Source organism: Kitasatospora sp. NPDC004615 (assembly GCF_042873545.1).
Classification (GTDB): Bacteria; Actinomycetota; Actinomycetes; order Streptomycetales; family Streptomycetaceae; genus Kitasatospora.
The window spans coordinates 281760-297156 of the sequence record NZ_JBIALQ010000003.1 but is presented as its reverse complement, the minus strand read 5'-3'; the positions used below and the strand labels follow the sequence as shown (position 1 = coordinate 297156).

Sequence of the window (15397 nt, the reverse complement as noted above, 5' to 3'; positions counted from 1 at the left end):
GAGGTGCTCCGGACGGGTGAGTCTGGGCATAGTGACTGCCGCCATACCTTGAACATCTTCTGGACGGGTGTTAACGCGCGGTAATGTCCGGCGCGTCTACCCTCAAAGTTACCGACCAGTACACTCTTGGGAAGACTTGGGAAGCTGGGGAGAACCCGGACCAGAAGCCGCTGAAGACGGAGAGCCGATGCAGCTAGCAGCGATCGTCATCTCGCTGGTCACCTTCGTGATCGGCACCGCGCTCGCCGCCCGGGCGGCGCTGTACATCTACAAGGTGGTGCGCACCGGCTCCGCCGACAGCACCCGATTCGGGCAGCCCGCCCAGCGCGTGGCCACCGTGGCCAAGGAGTTCCTCGGCCACACCCGGATGAACAAGTGGGGCGTGGTCGGCGTCGCCCACTGGTTCGTCGCGGTCGGCTTCTTCTCGCTGATCCTCACCCTGGTCAACGCCTTCGGTCAGCTCTTCGACGCCGACTTCACGCTGCCGATCATCGGCCACTGGCTGGTCTGGAACATCTTCGTCGAGCTGATCGGCACGCTGACCACCCTGGGTATCGCCGTCCTGATCGTGATCCGGCTGCTCAGCCTGCCGTCCCGGTCCGGCCGCAAGTCCCGGTTCGCCGGCTCGATCGCCTGGCAGGCGTTCTACGTCGAGTACACGATCCTCGGCATCGGCATCTGCATCATGATGCTGCGCGGCCTGGAGGGCGCCCTCGAAGGCGTCACCTCCTACGACCCGACGTACCTGATCTCGTACCCGATCGTCGCCGCGTTCGAGGGCACCGCCCACGGCACCCTGGTCAACCTGATCTACCTGTTCGCGATGCTGAAGATCGTCATCTCGTTCGCGTGGGCCACCACCATCGGCATCAACCCGTCGATGGGTGTCGCCTGGCACCGCTTCCTGGGCTTCTTCAACATCTACTTCAAGCGCGAGGAGGACGGCGGCACCGCGCTGGGCGCCCTGCGCCCGATGACCAGCAACGGCGCCCCGATCGACTTCGAGGACCCGGCCGACGACGCGGTGTTCGGCGTCTCGCAGGTCGAGCACTTCTCCTGGAAGGGCATCCTCGACTTCTCCACCTGCACCGAGTGCGGCCGCTGCCAGTCGCAGTGCCCCGCCTGGAACACCGGCAAGCCGCTGTCGCCCAAGCTGCTGATCATGAGCCTGCGCGAGCACGCCTTCGCCAAGGCCCCGTACCTGCTGGCCGGTGGCGGCAAGGACATGGAAGGTGAGGAGAAGGCCTCCAGCGAGCAGCTGGCCGGAGTCTCCGCCGAGGCCCTCGCCGAGGCCGAGCGCCCGCTGATCGGCACCGCCGAAGAGGGCGGCGTCATCGACCCGGACGTGCTGTGGTCCTGCACCACCTGCGGCGCCTGCGTCGAGCAGTGCCCGGTCGACATCGAGCACATCGACCACATCGTCGACATGCGCCGCTACCAGGTGATGATCGAGAGCAGCTTCCCGACCGAGGCCGGGACGATGCTCAAGAACCTGGAGAACAAGGGCAACCCGTGGGGCCTGGCCACCAAGGCGCGCCTGGACTGGGTCAAGGAGCTCAAGAAGGAGACCGGCATCGAGGTGCCGGTGATCGGTGAGGACATCGACCCCGCCGAGGTCGAGTACCTGTACTGGGTCGGCTGCGCCGGCGCCCTGGAGGACCGGGCGAAGAAGACCACCAAGGCCTTCGCCGAGCTGCTGCACACCGCGGGCGTCAAGTTCGCGATCCTCGGCAAGGAGGAGACCTGCACCGGTGACTCCCCGCGCCGCCTCGGCAACGAGTTCCTGTTCCAGATGCTCGGCGCGCAGAACGTCGAGACCCTGAACGCCGCGCTGGAGGACGCGCCGACCAAGCGGATCGTCGCCACCTGCCCGCACTGCTTCAACACCATCGCCAACGAGTACCCGCAGCTCGGCGGGCACTTCGAGGTCATCCACCACACCCAGCTGCTGCAGCACCTGATCGACGAGGGCAAGCTGCTGCCGGTCAACCCGGTGGAAGGCCTGATCACCTACCACGACCCGTGCTACCTCGGCCGGCACAACAAGGTCTACACCCCGCCGCGCGAGATCATCGGCAAGGTGCCCGGCCTGCGCAACGAGGAGATGCACCGCCACAAGGAGCGCGGCTTCTGCTGCGGCGCCGGCGGCGCGCGGATGTGGATGGAGGAGCGCATCGGCAAGCGGATCAACACCGAGCGCGTGGACGAGGCGCTGTCCCTCAACCCGGACATCGTCTCCACCGCCTGCCCGTTCTGCCTGGTGATGCTCTCCGACTCGGTCAACGGCAAGAAGAACGAGGGCGCCGCCAAGGAGCACCTGAAGGTCGTGGACGTCGCCCAGCTGCTGCTGGAGTCGGTCAAGGCCCTGCCCACCGCGGACGCCGAGCCCGTCGAGGCCTGACACCGCCTCACTCCCCGGACCCCGGACGCCCCTCGCGGCTCCGGGGTCCGGGCGTTTTCGGCGATCGCCGATGACCTAGCATCTGCCGCATGACTGCTGACGGGGGAATACCGGGGCCCGGCGGCTCCGGTGGCGGGCCCTACCACCTGCCGACGGTGACCAGCGCGGCTCCGGACTGGGCGGCGCTCGCCGAGGCCAACGAGAACGAGCACCGCCGTCGCCGGCTGCGGCTGCGGATCGGCGCCGGAGCGCTCGGCGTGGTCCTGATCGGCGGCGTCGTCGCCACCGCCGTCGCGATGTCCGGGCCGTCCGACGAACCCAAGACCTCGTCCGCGCCCGCCGTCACCATCCAGCCCGACGGCCCCACCGACGCGCCCACCACCGCCCCCAGCCCCGGCCCGTCCGATTCCGCCTCCGCCTCCGCCTCGCCCTCGGCGTCCGGCTCCGCGCAGCCCTCGGGCTCGGCGTCCGCCGGCAACAGCGCCAAGCCCAGCGGCAGTGCCGGCGGAAAACCGAACGGCCCCGCGGCGACGCTGCCCGGCATGACCCTCGGCGGCGGCACCGCGATCGGCAGCACCGCCGGCCACAACGGGCCCACCCTGACCCTGCACGGCAACACCGACGGCTGGGCGGACAGCGGCAGCCCGGTGATCGACACCTCCCGGTCCTTCACCGTCTCGGCGATGGTGCGCAACAACGCCCCGGCCGGCGGCCGGGCCGTGGTCACCCAGGGCAACGACAGCTACTACTCCTTCTACCTGGGCCGCGACGACTGGGGCACCCACAACCAGTGGGTGTTCAAGGTGCAGACCGCCGCCGGAGCCCAGGACAACACCACCTACCAGGCCTTCTCCACCGCCGCCGGAGCCGCCACCACCGGCCAGTGGACGCTGCTCACCGGCATCTACGACGCGGGCAGCAAGAAGATCACCCTGTACGTCAACGGGGTGCTCCAGCAGACCACCGCCGTCCAGGGCGTCTGGCAGACCACCGGCGGACTCCAGCTCGGCCGGGTGCGCTACAAGAACACCTGGAGCGACTTCTGGGACGGCGCCATCTCCGACGTGCAGGTCTGGGACCAGGCGCTGCCCGCCACCGCCGTCGCCCGGTTGAACGGGTCCGGCGGCACCGATGCGGGAACGGCCGCCAAACGTTCCTGGCTGCTGCCCTAGCCCGGACCCGGCGGCTGTCCCGGGTCTGCCCCGGCGTCCGCACACCTGCCCGACAGGGGGAGTGGGTTTGACACGCTGTTCGAGCAAATAGAGTATGCGGCGGGGCCGGGAAATAGCCGGTTCCGTCGGAGGCCGCCTTGTGCCGGCCCGACACAGTCACCGAGCGAGCGCACCGGACCCTGTCGAGCCGGGCCGCCGGAATCTGACCAGGGGAGATAGGACATGACCGAGGCGATCATGTTGGTCGGCGGTAAGGGCACCCGGCTGCGCCCGTTGACCACGCACACGCCGAAGCCCATGCTGCCCGTGGCCGGTGTCCCGTTCATCGCCCACCAGCTGGCCCGTGCCGCCGCCGCCGGCGTCACCCGCGTCGTGCTCGCCACCTCGTACCTGGCCGACGTCTTCGTCGACCACTTCAAGGACGGCAGCCCCTACGGCCTCGAACTGGTCTACCTCACCGAGGACGAGCCGCTGGGCACCGGCGGCGCCATCCGCAACGCCGCGGCCGGCCTGACCTGCGGCGCCGACGAGCCGGTGCTGATCTTCAACGGCGACATCCTGTCCGGCCTGGACATCGCCGCGCTGCGCGACGAGCACACCGCCTCCGGTGCCGACGTCACCCTGCACCTCACCCGGGTGGCCGACCCGCGCGCCTTCGGTCTGGTCCCGACCGACGAGAACGGCCGGGTGCTCGCCTTCCTGGAGAAGCCCGAGACGCCCGAGCAGATCGTCACCGACCAGATCAACGCCGGCTGCTACGTCTTCACCCGCTCGGTGATCGACCGCATCCCGACCGGCCGCGAGGTCTCCGTCGAGCGCGAGACCTTCCCCGAGCTGCTCGCCACCGGCGCCCTGCTGCGCGGCGTCGTCGACACCTCGTACTGGCTGGACCTCGGCACCCCCGCCGCGTTCGTCCGCGGCTCCGCCGACCTGGTGCTCGGCAAGGTCGACTCCCCGGCCGTCCCCGGCGCGACCGGCGAGGCCCTGCTGCTGCCCGGCTCGCACGTCGACCCGGCCGCCGTGCTCAGCTCCGGCACCGTGGTCTCCGCGGACGCCGAGATCGCCGCCGGCGCCATCGTCGAGGGCAGCGTGGTGCTCCAGGGCGCCCGGATCAAGGCCGGCGCGTACGTCAAGGACTCCATCGTCGGCGCCTTCGCCGAGATCGGTGAGAGCTGCTCGCTGGACGGCGTGGTGATCGGCGACGGCGCCGTCCTGGAGGCCGAGAACGAGCTCTCCAACGGCCTGCGGATCGCCTGCGGCACCCGCCTGCCGGTCGGCGCCGTGCGCCGCTCCGCCGGCCCCGGCGGCTGCGAGGCCGGACTGAGCAACGCCGCCGCGGTGCACGCGCCCGGCAGCCGCGTCATCGGCTGACCTCCAACGGCCCCCGCACGGCCGCGCCCTCGGCTTCACCGCCGACGGCGCGGCCGTGCGCCGTTTCCGGGCCCGCGCGGCCGCGTCACAGGACGGCTGCAATCCGGTCGTACCTTCATGATCACCCGGCCAGGGGTCGGCCGTTGCGGGTACCGTCGTGCCGTGGCTGGCAATCGACACGACGACGGACGGGGAGTCGACCCCCGGCGCTGGACGGCACCCCAACCGGGCACCCCGCAGGGTGACCCGTACCGCGGCGCGCCCACCGGCGTCCCCGAGTACTTCACCGCCCCGACCCCCGGCTACCCCGCCCCGCCCGCGCACCCCGGCGACCAGCCCGGTCACACCAGGGCCTTCGCGATCGGCGAGCAGCCGTACGACGACGGGGCCCACCAGGGCTCGTACGACCAGTACGGCGGGCAGTACGGCGGGCAGTACGGCGAGCAGCCGTACGCGGACGGGTACCAGCAGCAGTACGACCAGCAGGGCGGCTACCCGGTCGAGGACAACGTCGCCGTCTACCGGGCCGGCGGGCAGGCCGCGCCGCACCTCGGCGGGCCCCGGCTGGCCTGGCGGGAGCTGCTCGCCGGGATCTACCGCCGCCCGAGCGCCACCTTCGACCGGATGCGCGACCACCAGGTGTGGCTGCCCGCGCTGTCCGTCTCGCTGCTGTACGGCGTGCTCGCGGTGTTCGGCCTCGACAGCACCTACGACGAGGTGGTGCGGTCCACCTTCGGGGTCGCGCTGTCCGCGATCGCCGCCGCCGCGATCGGCTTCACCCTGGCCGGCGGCATCCTCAGCGCCGTCACCTACGTGCTGGCCCGGCAGTTCGGCGGCGACGGGCCATGGCAGTCGACGGTCGGCCTGGCCGTGCTGGTCAGCTGGACCACCGACGTCCCGCGGCTGCTGCTGACGCTGTTCCTGCCCGCCGGCAACGTGGTGGTGCAGGCGGTCGGCTGGGCGACCTGGGTGGGCTGCGCGGCGCTGCTGACCATCATGGTGCGGCGGATCCACGACCTGCCCTGGGGCAAGGCGGCCGGTGCGGCGGCGGTGCAGCTGATCGCGCTGCTGGTGCTGATCAAGCTGCCCACGCTGGGCTGAGGCCCGTAGCCCCGGGCGTCCGGATGGTGGGATTTTTGTAGGGTGGGGTGTTCGGCCCACCCTCAGATCCCGTCCGGAGCCCGCGCATGAGCCTGCCCACCACCCACGTCAGCTTCCCGGCCGGGGCGGTGACCGGCGCCTCGCCGATCCTCGCCGTGCACACCCTGCCCGACGGGCGCACCGCCGTGGTCACCGAGGCCACCCCCTTCCACCCGGTCGACCACACCTGGCCCGACCAGCCCGCCGACCTCGGCACCCTCACCGTCGACGGCACCGCGCACCCGGTCGTCGACTGCCTCACCGGCGGCCACGGCCCGGACGGCGAGTTCGCGGCCGGCGCCGACATCCCGGTCCGGCGCGGCGACGAGGACTGGGCCTGGCTGGTGCTGCACGTGCTGCCCGCCGGCGCGCTCGGCCCGGAGGCTGTCGGACGCACCGCCGAACTCGCCGTCGACACCGAGCGCCGCGCGCTGCTGTCCGCCGCGCACACCGGCTGCCACCTGCTGGCACTGGCCCTGAACGCCGCGCTCGCCCCGCGCTGGCGCAAGGACCCGGGCCGCTCCGACGCCTTCGGCAACCCGGACTTCGACAGCCTCGCCATGGACACCTCGGTGATGGACACCGAGGCCAGCACCGACACCTACCGGATCGGCAAGTCGCTGAAGAAGAAGGGCTTCACCGTCGACGCCACCGAGGAACTCCCCTCGCTCGCCGACGCGCTGCCCGCCCTCACCGCGGACGTCAACGCCCGCCTGGCCGCCTGGGTCGCCGCCGACGCGGCCGTCCGGATCGACGTCCCCGGCCCCGAGCTCACCGCCCGCCGCCGCTGGCACGCCGACCTCCCGGACGGCGCCGCGGAGATCCCCTGCGGCGGCACCCACCTCCACCACCTCGGCGAACTCGTCGAGCTGCGCACCGAGTTGACGCTCTCCGCAGACGGCACCGAGCTGGTCGCCCGGACCAGCCCCAAGCGCGCCTGACACATGATGAGGGCCGGCCCCGAACTGCGGGGCCGGCCCTCCTTGCTGTCCGTGCGCTCTGCTGAAGCGGCTCAGACCTCGGTGCGGTGGAAGTTCAGGTACGACCGCGACGGCGTCGGGCCGCGCTGGCCCATGTAGCGGGAGCCATAACGCTCCGAGCCGTACGGGTGCTCGGCCGGCGAGGACAGCCGGAACAGGCACAGCTGGCCGATCTTCATGCCCGGGTACAGCTTGATCGGCAGCGTCGCCACGTTCGACAGCTCCAGCGTCACGTGGCCGCTGAAGCCCGGGTCGATGAAGCCCGCGGTCGAGTGCGTCAGCAGGCCCAGGCGGCCCAGGCTGGACTTGCCCTCCAGCCGCGAAGCGACGTCGTCCGGCAGCGTGATCACCTCGTAGGTGGATGCCAGCACGAACTCGCCCGGGTGCAGGATGAACGCGTCATCGCCCTCCGGCTCCACCAGCCGGGTCAGGTCCGGCTGCTCCTCGGAGGGGTCGATGTGCGGGTAACGGTGATTCTCGAAAACCCGGAAGAACCGGTCGAGGCGGACGTCGATGCTCGACGGCTGGACCATCGACGGGTCGAACGGGTCGATGACGACCCGGCCCTTGTCGATCTCGCTACGGATGTCATTGTCAGAGAGCAGCACGCCCCCGAGGGTACGTGCCACGGGCGGGCCGCCCAAAAGCACCCGCCCCGCAGACCAGCCCCGGCGGCCGCCCGCACCGCCTACATCCTTAGCCCGCGCGCCAGTTGGACCTCCGACAGCTCCGACACGTCCGCCGGCACCGAATTCCGCAACCGCCCGCACCGCGGACACCGCAACAACCGCCCCGGCCCCAGCCGCCCCGCCTGCAACTGCTGCATCGGAAACGCCGCCGTCCCGAACAGATGCCCCTCCGCACAACGAACCAGGGTGCGCTGCTCCATCGGTCCCCTTCCCGTACTTCCGCATCCACCGAAAGCCGTCACATTAGGGGACCAACCGGACACCACCCCACCAGGCTCGCCGCCACCCAGAACCCCGTACTCCCACCCCACCCGATGGGGTACAGTGGTGCTTGATCGATCCGTCCCTGACGGTTCGTCAGCTGCGGGCGTAGTTTAATGGTAGAACATGAGCTTCCCAAGCTTAGAGCGCGAGTTCGATTCTCGTCGCCCGCTCCAGCAGAAAGCCCCAGGCCAGTGGCCTGGGGCTTTCTCGTTGCCTGGGCCAATTCGAGGGTGAAGGCCGGCTCGGCACGGGTCCGGCGCTATTTGATCTTTCGGAGGACGGGTTGGTCCTCCCCAAAGGGCTCCGGCGTGCTCCGTCCGGTACGGGTGACCTCGACCATGGGCTCCTCGTACATTTCGCTGTAGTGCGCGGAGGGCGCGACTTTCTGGACGCCGGCTGTCCGGTACCGCCCGGACTGCGCCTCAATCAGGATTGTGTCGCCTGCGCGGAGGTCCGCAGCCCTCACTTTCTCGGTGTTGCGGAGCATGGGAGCGTTCTTCGTGTCGATCTCGGAGTACCAGTTCTGGAGCGACGCGGTGCGCCGGTCGTTCTCTTCCCGCAGCAGATCCAGATCCATGCGTTCGCGCTTGAGCACCGCGCGAGCTTCCTCGACGGTGCCGCGGATCTCTGCCGCCGTAGGCCAATCGGCCGGGCGCCGGCTGTTGCCCGATTCGCGGTCGAGGTGATTGGCCAGGGTTTCGATCAGATCGAGCAGGCGTTCCGAGTTGGTCATGTCGTCATTGTGCAGTGGGTCGGCCCCGGGGATGCCGGGAAGGCCGGTACTGCGGCCGACGCCGAACGGTTGCCTCTCGCTTTTCGAAACCCCATCAGGCTGGTGCGCACAGAGCCCGGGGCTGGTAGGCCACCAGTATCACCAGCCTGGAACGAGAGTTCGGTTCGTGTCGCCCGCTCCAGCGGAGAGCCCCGGGCCGGTGGTCCGGGGCTCTTTGTGGTGGTGGGGTCAGGCCGGGTGCGGGGCGCCGAGGTGGGGGAAGTGGGGGAGGAGGTCGGTGTGGGGGGTGATGTGGTCGGTGGGGACTTTGCCGCCGGTGAGCATGGTGAGGCGGGCGGAGGTGACGTCGTCGGTGAGGGTGCGGCCGTTGGGGTAGGCGGTGGGCTTGGTGCGGTCGTAGCGGAGGATGTCGGGGAGGACGGCGCGTAGGGCCTGTTCGGCGGCTTGGGGGGTGTAGTCGCCGAAGTGCTGGAGGACGGCCGACCAGGGTTCGCGGTAGGTGGTCCAGTCGTCGGCGGGTTCGCCGGCGTTGTAGGCGTCCTTGACGTCCTCGGCGTTGAAGTAGGCGGTCAGGGACGGGTGAGCGCCGCGGTCGACGGAGGTGAGTCGGCCGTTCTGGTGGAGGCTGACCCGGCCCCAGACGCCGATTTCGGGGTGCGGGCCGAGTTCGGTGTTCGGGACTTCCAGTGCCATGGCGAAGACGTTCTTGTCGGCTCCCCAGTCGACGCCGGTCCATTGGAACTTGGCGACGATGCCGTCCAGGTCGGCGAAGAACGGGTCGCTGCGGAAGCCGATGTAGCACTTGTAGGGGCCGGACTCGGTCACGGTGGGTGTGGCGTCGAAGTTCACCGGGAGGTCGGTGAAGAGTTCCTGGCCGGTGGCGTCGTGGGCGCGGGCCTGGTCGCCGGTGGCGCGGCGGACGGTGGCGGTCTGATGGTTGTTGGTGGGTGGGGAGAAGGTGAAGCTGTAGGCGATGTCGGCCCGGTGGTCGCTGTCGGTGTCGATGTTGATGCGGTAGACGGCGTCCGGGTGGAAGGCGTCGCCGCCGGTGGGGGCGATCGGGTTGACGTTGAGGATCAGGACGGTGCGGTCGCCGGGGGCGGCGAAGGCGAACAGGTCCGTCATGTCGAGGCGGGCGTCGTCCAGGGGTGAGCGGAGGTTGGGGCCGCTGAGGTGATGGGACATGGCGCCAGCATCGGAAGTCGAGTGTTCAGGGGTGTCGCGGCGCGGCTTGCGGGGGCCGGGATTCATCCGGTTGGCCCCGGAGGGGGAGCGGACGTGGCCTCAAGTCGACGTCGAGGGGCGGGAGTTCTGCTTCGGCGGAGTGGCGGGTGCACAGGTAGCATGCGCGGTCGGCCGAGGTGTGTGCCTGCGAGGAGGAAGCCGGGACGATGGACGTACGACTCGACGAGGCAGTGCCGGGGTGCCCGGTAAAGGGCGGGCGGGTGCCGCTGTACGGGCCGGAATTCGCCGCCGATCCGCAGGGGTACTACGAGCGGTTGCGGCGGTTCGGGCCGGCGGCTCCGGTGGAATTGGCGCCCGGGGTGGAGGCCACGCTGGTCACCGACTACGCGACGGCCCTGCGACTGCTGCAGGATCCGGCGACGTTCCGCAAGGATCCGCACCGGTGGCGGGCGCTGTACGAGGGGCGGATCCCGGCCGACAGCCCGGTGCTGCCGCTGCTCGCGCCCCGTCCGAACTGCATGTTCACGGACGGCGCCGAGCACTTGCGGCTGCGGCAGGCGGTCACCGACAGCATGGCCCGGGTCGATCCGGGTCGGCTGGCCCGGACGACCAGGCAGGTTTCCGACTTCCTGATCTCGCGGTTCGCGGAGCAGGGGGCGGCCGATCTACTGGCCGCGTACGCCAAGCAGTTGCCGCTGTTCGTGTTCAACGACCTGTTCGGCTGTACGGCCGAGATCGGCGACCGGGTGCTGTTTGGGATCTCCGGCATGTTCGACGGGGTGAACGCCGAGCAGGCCGCCCAGGTGCTGTTCGGCGCGGTCGGCGAACTGGTCGTGCTCAAGCGGGAGCGGCCGGGCGACGACGTGACGAGTTGGCTGATGGAGCACGGTCAGCGGCTCACGGACGACGAGATGGTCCACCAACTGGCCCTGCTGCTGGGTGCCGGGGCCGAGCCGCTCGGCAACCTGATCGGCAACACGCTGCACCGGCGGCTCACCGGCGACACCTACACCGTGGGCGGCGGCCTCACCGACGAGGCGATCGACGACACCCTGTGGGACAACCCGCCGATCACCAACCTGGCGCCGCACTACCCGGTGACGGACCTGAACCTCGGCGGGCAGTGGGTGCGGGCGGGCGACCTGGTGCTGGTCAGCTTCGCCGCCGCCAACACCGGCCCGGAGCTGGTCGCGCAGCGCCAGGCCGGCAGTCGCGCCTACCTGTCGTGGAGTGCCGGGCCGCACGCCTGCCCGTCGAAGGATCCGGCGCTGCACATCACCATGGCCGCGCTGGACAACCTGTTCCAGCAGCTGCCGGATCTCGAACTGGCCGTGCCCGAGGCGTCGTTGAGCTGGCGTCCGGGCCCGTTCAACCGGGCGCTCGCCGCGCTGCCGGGCCGGTTCACGCCGCGCGAGCCGGTGCCGCCGGTGCCCGCCCGGCGCGCGGCCGCGGAGCCGGAGACGGCGCGGAAGCCGGAGGCGCCGGCTGGAAAACCGGGGCGTTGGAGCCAGTTCCTCAGCTGGCTGACCGGCTGATCCAAGAGCGACCCCGTCCTCCCTTGCCCGGCGCGAACGGCCCGGCCACACTTGCCTCGGGTCGGACGAGGGGGGCGCGCGATGGCGGTACCGGCAGCGGTCGGCGGGGTCCCGTTCGGCCCCCGGTTGCGGGCGCTGCGCCGGCGTTCCGGGCTCAGCCAGCAGGCCGCCGCCGAGCGCGCCGGGCTGAGCACCCGGGCGTTGCGTGACCTCGAACAGGGCCGGGTCCGCCGGCCCCGGCCGCGTACGCTGCGGCAGTTGGCCGAGGCGCTGGCGATCAGCGACGAAGAACTCGCCGATGCGCAACGGGAGTTGGACGACGGGCCGCGGCTGCTGGTCCTCGGGCCGCTGGAGCTGCGGAACGGTGGCGATCCCGTCCCGGTCACCAGCCCGATGCTGCGCCGCCTGCTCGGCCTGCTGGCGCTCAAGCACCCGGAGCCCGCCACCCGGCAGGAGATCACCGACACGCTGTGGCCGGACGGGCCGCCGGACTCGCAGCAGAGCCTGGTGCACACGTACGTCAGCCAGGCCCGCCGCCTACTGGCAACCGGGGTGGCCCGCACCCCCACCGGCTACCGGCTGACGGCCGGCCCGCAGGACACCGATCTCGGCCGCTTCGACGCCCTGTTGGCCCGTACGGTGTGCACGCACCACGCGCCCGAACCGGCCACCGTCCACGAGACGCTGGCCCGGGCGCTGCGCTGGTGGCGCGGGCCGGTGCTGGCCGACGCCGACCCGGCGCTGCGGCGGCACCCGGCCGCCGTCGCGGCGGGCGAACGGCGGATCCGCGCCGCGCTGTTGTACGCCGACACCGCCCTGCTGCTGCACCGGCCCGCCGACGCCGTCCCCCAGCTGTGGGAGTTGGTGCATGCCGAGCCGCTGCACGAGGGGTTGCACGCCCGGCTGATCCTCGCGCTGGCCGGGGGCGGCGAGCAGGCCGCCGCGCTCGACGTGTTCCAGCGGTTGCGCGAGCGACTCGACGAGGAGCTGGGCATCGCCCCCGGCCCGGAGGTCGAGGACGCCCACCTGCGGGTGCTGCGTCGCCAACTTCCAGTGCCCGCAAGGGGCGTCCAGCCGGCCCAGCTGCCCGCAAGGGATGTCCAGCCGGCTCAGCTGCCCGCAAGGGATGTCCAGCCGGCTCAGCTGCCCGCCGAGAGCGGCCCGCACCTCGGCCGCCGGGCCGAGCTCCGGCTGCTCGACGCGCTGACCGCCCCGGGCCCGCAGCCGCGCCTGGCGGCGGTGGTCGGCCCGCCCGGTGTCGGCAAGACCGCGCTCGCCGTGCACTGGGCGCACACCCGCCGCGAGCGCTTCCCGGACGGGCAGCTGTACATCGACCTGCGCGGCCATTCTCCGCACCCGGCGCTGCGTCCCGCCGAGGTGCTCGGCCGCTTCCTGCGCGCCCTCGGCACCCCGCCGGACCGGCTGCCCGACTGCCGGGACGAGGCCGCCGCGCTCTACCGCACCCTGCTCGCCGACCGGCGCGTGCTGATCGTGCTGGACAACGCCCGCGACGCCGAACAGATCCGCCCGCTGCTGCCCGGCGCCCGCGGCTGCGCCGTCCTGGTCACCGGCCGCCACCGCCTGACCGGGCTGGTCGCCGCCGACGGCGCCCGCCGGCTCACCCTGGACGCGCTCGGCCCGGACGAGGCCCGCGAGCTGCTCGGCAGCGTGGTCGGCGAGTGCCGGGTCGCCGCCGAACCCGAGGCCGCCCGCCGCCTCGTCGAGCTCTGCGACGGCCTGCCGCTGGCCGTCCGTGCCGCCGGTGCCGGCCTGGTCGCCCGGGACGGCACGATCGCCGAACACTGCGCCCGGCTGGCCGGGGACGGCCTGCTCGAGCTGCTGCACGTCGAGGGCGACCCGCGTTCGACCGTCCGGGCCGCGCTCGACCTCTCCTACCGCGAACTGCCCTCCCCGGCCCGGCGGTTGTACCGCCTGCTCGGGCTGCTTCCCGGCCCGGACACCACCGCCGACGGCGCCGCCGCCCTTGCCGGCACCGGCCCCGGCGAGGCCGCCGCCCTGTTGCGGACCCTCGCCGACGCCCATCTGCTGCGTGAGCGCGCCGGCCGGTACGGGCTCCCCGGGCTGCTGCGTGCGCATGCCCGCGAGTTGACGGAGCGTCAAGAGATGGGCCCCGCCCGGAAGCGGCTGTTCGACTGGTATCTGACGGACGCCGACGAGGACCTGGCCCCCGTTGTCCGGCAGGCCTGCGACGCCGGCTTCCCCGCCACCGCCCGGCGGCTCGCCGAACAGCGGCGGCCCGCGGCGGCGGCCACCGGGCACCCCGACGACCTCACCGTGCTCGGGCTGATCTGCGGGAAGCTCGGCCGGCTCCAGGAGGCCGCCGAGCACTTCACCCGGGCCGCCCGGCTGCACCGCGAGCAGGGCGCCACCGCCGAGGAGGCCATCGCCCGGACCAACCTGGCCGCCGTCCGCCGCGCGCTGGGGCGTCCGGCCGACGCCGTCCGCCTGCTCGACGCGACGCTGCCCGTGCACCGCCGCACCGGCAACACGTTCAGCGAGGCGGTGGCGCTGACCTGCCTGTCCGGCGCGCGCACCGACCTCGGCGACCCCGCCGCCGGCCGGCTGCTCGCCCGCGCCGCGATCACCGCCGCCCGCACCCTGCGCCACCCCGCGCTGGAGGCGGGCGCCCACCTCGCGCTGGCCGCCGCGCACGAACGCGCCCACTGCCGAGCCGACGCGGCCGCCGGATACCGGGAGGCGCTGCGCCTCGCGGAGGCCGCCGACGACCGGCACCCGCAGGCCGTCGCGCTGATCGGCCTCGCCACCACCCGCTCCGGCACCGACCCGCAGGCCGCCCTGGAGCACGTGGAAAACGCTCTCCGGATCAGCCGCGCCGCGGGTTTCCGCATCCTCGAAGGCAACGCTCTTGCCGCTCTGACCTGCGCACTCGTCCGGCTGGAGCAGCCGCAGGCGGCACTGGACAGCGGCCGCCGCGCGCTCGCCCTGCACCGTGCGACCGGCCACCTGCCCGGCGAGGTGAGGGCCCTGCTGGCCCTCGGCCGCGCGCAGTCCGCGCTCGGCGCGCCCGGCCTCGCCGTCGGGCACTGGCGGGAGGCGTTGCGGCTGTCCCGGGCGATGGGCGTGAGCAGGCTGCGCTGAGCGGCAGTTCCGCCGCTTCCGCGCTTTCTGCCGGTCGCGGCTGACGGAAGGTCATATCGGCAGGTCAGAAGGGGTTTGGGCGCCTCTGGTCCGGCTGTGGGAGCGGGTACAGGCCACCTTCGTACGGTGGGCGCACCGCCCGCGCCGACACCCGGAGGACTTCGCATGAGCCGCTACGACCTGCTGGCGTCCACCCCGTCGGCGCGCCGCGTCCAACAGGAGCTGGGCAGCGCCGCCGCGGCCGGGCGCCGCCCGCGCGAGCCCGCCGGGGAGCCCGAGCCGCTGACCGGTGCTGCCGCCGCGTTCATCGCAGGCCTCGACGGCTTCCTGGTCGGCACCGTGAACGAGAACGGCTGGCCGTACCTCCAGTACCGGGGCGGCCCGCCGGGCTTCGTGCACGTGCTGGACGCGCACACGCTCGGCTACCTGGACGTCCGCGGCAACCGGCAGTACCTGACCACTGGCAACCTGCGTGCCGACGACCGGGTGTCGCTGTTCTTCCTCGACCACGCCAGGCAGGCCCGGCTCAAGTTGTTCGGCCGGGCCACCGCCGTCCCGGCCGACCGGTACCCGGAGTTGGTCGCCCGCCTGGAATCCCCGCGCACCGACGGCCGGATCGAACAGGTCGTCACCGTCCGGGTCGAGGCGTTCGCCTGGAACTGCCCCAACCACATCACGCCGCGGTTCAGCGAGGCCGAACTCGACCACGCCCTCGCCCCGGTCCGCGAGCGTCTCGCGCGGCTGGAGGCGGAGAACGCCGCCCTGCGCGCCGAACTCGCCGCCGCCCGTACCGATTTGAAGGACTGA

11 protein-coding genes, 1 tRNA gene and 1 pseudogene are annotated in these 15397 nt (G+C 72.2%); 9 read left to right on the top strand and 4 right to left on the bottom strand.

Translation table 11 applies throughout. The features are described from left to right. The first annotated feature begins 187 nt into the window (after window positions 1–187). From ACFYS8_RS12470 to ACFYS8_RS12450, 5 genes and pseudogenes are all read left to right on the top strand, one after another. Window positions 188–2401, top strand: a complete 2214-nt coding sequence (locus ACFYS8_RS12470; RefSeq protein ID WP_387639580.1) for a (Fe-S)-binding protein — start codon at window positions 188–190, stop codon at window positions 2399–2401. Between the two features lie 89 nt (window positions 2402–2490). Further along, on the top strand, window positions 2491–3573 hold the full coding sequence (locus tag ACFYS8_RS12465; protein ID WP_387639577.1) for a LamG domain-containing protein: 1083 nt from the start codon (window positions 2491–2493) through the stop codon (window positions 3571–3573). Window positions 3574–3795: 222 nt separating this feature from the next. Then, window positions 3796–4869: pseudogene (locus tag ACFYS8_RS12460) on the top strand (sugar phosphate nucleotidyltransferase); the annotation flags it as partial. Between the two features lie 237 nt (window positions 4870–5106). Then, window positions 5107–6045 (top strand): Yip1 family protein, encoded by a 939-nt coding sequence (locus ACFYS8_RS12455; protein ID WP_387639575.1) that lies wholly within the window; start codon window positions 5107–5109, stop codon window positions 6043–6045. A gap of 86 nt (window positions 6046–6131) precedes the next feature. Continuing rightward, the gene (locus ACFYS8_RS12450) at window positions 6132–7025 is read left to right on the top strand and encodes a metal-dependent hydrolase (protein WP_387639573.1); all 894 of its coding nucleotides are present in this window, start codon (window positions 6132–6134) and stop codon (window positions 7023–7025) included. 71 nt (window positions 7026–7096) lie between these two features. On the opposite strand, the gene dcd is transcribed toward ACFYS8_RS12450, so the two are convergent. Together dcd and ACFYS8_RS12440 are read right to left on the bottom strand one after the other, a co-directional pair. Continuing rightward, on the bottom strand, window positions 7097–7672 hold the full coding sequence (gene dcd / locus ACFYS8_RS12445; RefSeq protein ID WP_387639570.1) for a dCTP deaminase: 576 nt from the start codon (window positions 7670–7672) through the stop codon (window positions 7097–7099). Window positions 7673–7752: 80 nt separating this feature from the next. After that, on the bottom strand, window positions 7753–7953 hold the full coding sequence (locus tag ACFYS8_RS12440; RefSeq protein WP_387639567.1) for a hypothetical protein: 201 nt from the start codon (window positions 7951–7953) through the stop codon (window positions 7753–7755). 163 nt (window positions 7954–8116) lie between these two features. Here ACFYS8_RS12440 and ACFYS8_RS12435 point away from each other — a divergent pair. Continuing rightward, window positions 8117–8190, top strand: a tRNA-Gly gene (locus tag ACFYS8_RS12435). 86 nt (window positions 8191–8276) lie between these two features. Here ACFYS8_RS12435 and ACFYS8_RS12430 read toward each other — a convergent pair. Together ACFYS8_RS12430 and ACFYS8_RS12425 are read right to left on the bottom strand one after the other, a co-directional pair. Beyond that, window positions 8277–8750, bottom strand: a complete 474-nt coding sequence (locus ACFYS8_RS12430; RefSeq protein WP_387639564.1) for a hypothetical protein — start codon at window positions 8748–8750, stop codon at window positions 8277–8279. Window positions 8751–8978: 228 nt separating this feature from the next. Beyond that, window positions 8979–9935: a DUF4331 family protein gene (locus ACFYS8_RS12425; protein WP_387639562.1), complete on the bottom strand. Its 957-nt coding sequence runs from the start codon at window positions 9933–9935 to the stop codon at window positions 8979–8981. Window positions 9936–10141: 206 nt separating this feature from the next. On the opposite strand from ACFYS8_RS12425, the gene ACFYS8_RS12420 reads away from it, so the two are divergent. The 3 genes from ACFYS8_RS12420 to ACFYS8_RS12410 all read left to right on the top strand — a co-directional run bounded on the left by ACFYS8_RS12420 (window position 10142) and on the right by ACFYS8_RS12410 (window position 15397). After that, complete coding sequence (locus tag ACFYS8_RS12420) at window positions 10142–11470, top strand: cytochrome P450 (protein WP_387639559.1); 1329 nt, start codon at window positions 10142–10144, stop codon at window positions 11468–11470. 81 nt (window positions 11471–11551) lie between these two features. Next, the gene (locus ACFYS8_RS12415) at window positions 11552–14590 is read left to right on the top strand and encodes a BTAD domain-containing putative transcriptional regulator (protein WP_387639556.1); all 3039 of its coding nucleotides are present in this window, start codon (window positions 11552–11554) and stop codon (window positions 14588–14590) included. Window positions 14591–14755: 165 nt separating this feature from the next. Next, on the top strand, window positions 14756–15397 hold the full coding sequence (locus ACFYS8_RS12410) for a pyridoxamine 5'-phosphate oxidase family protein (protein WP_387639554.1): 642 nt from the start codon (window positions 14756–14758) through the stop codon (window positions 15395–15397).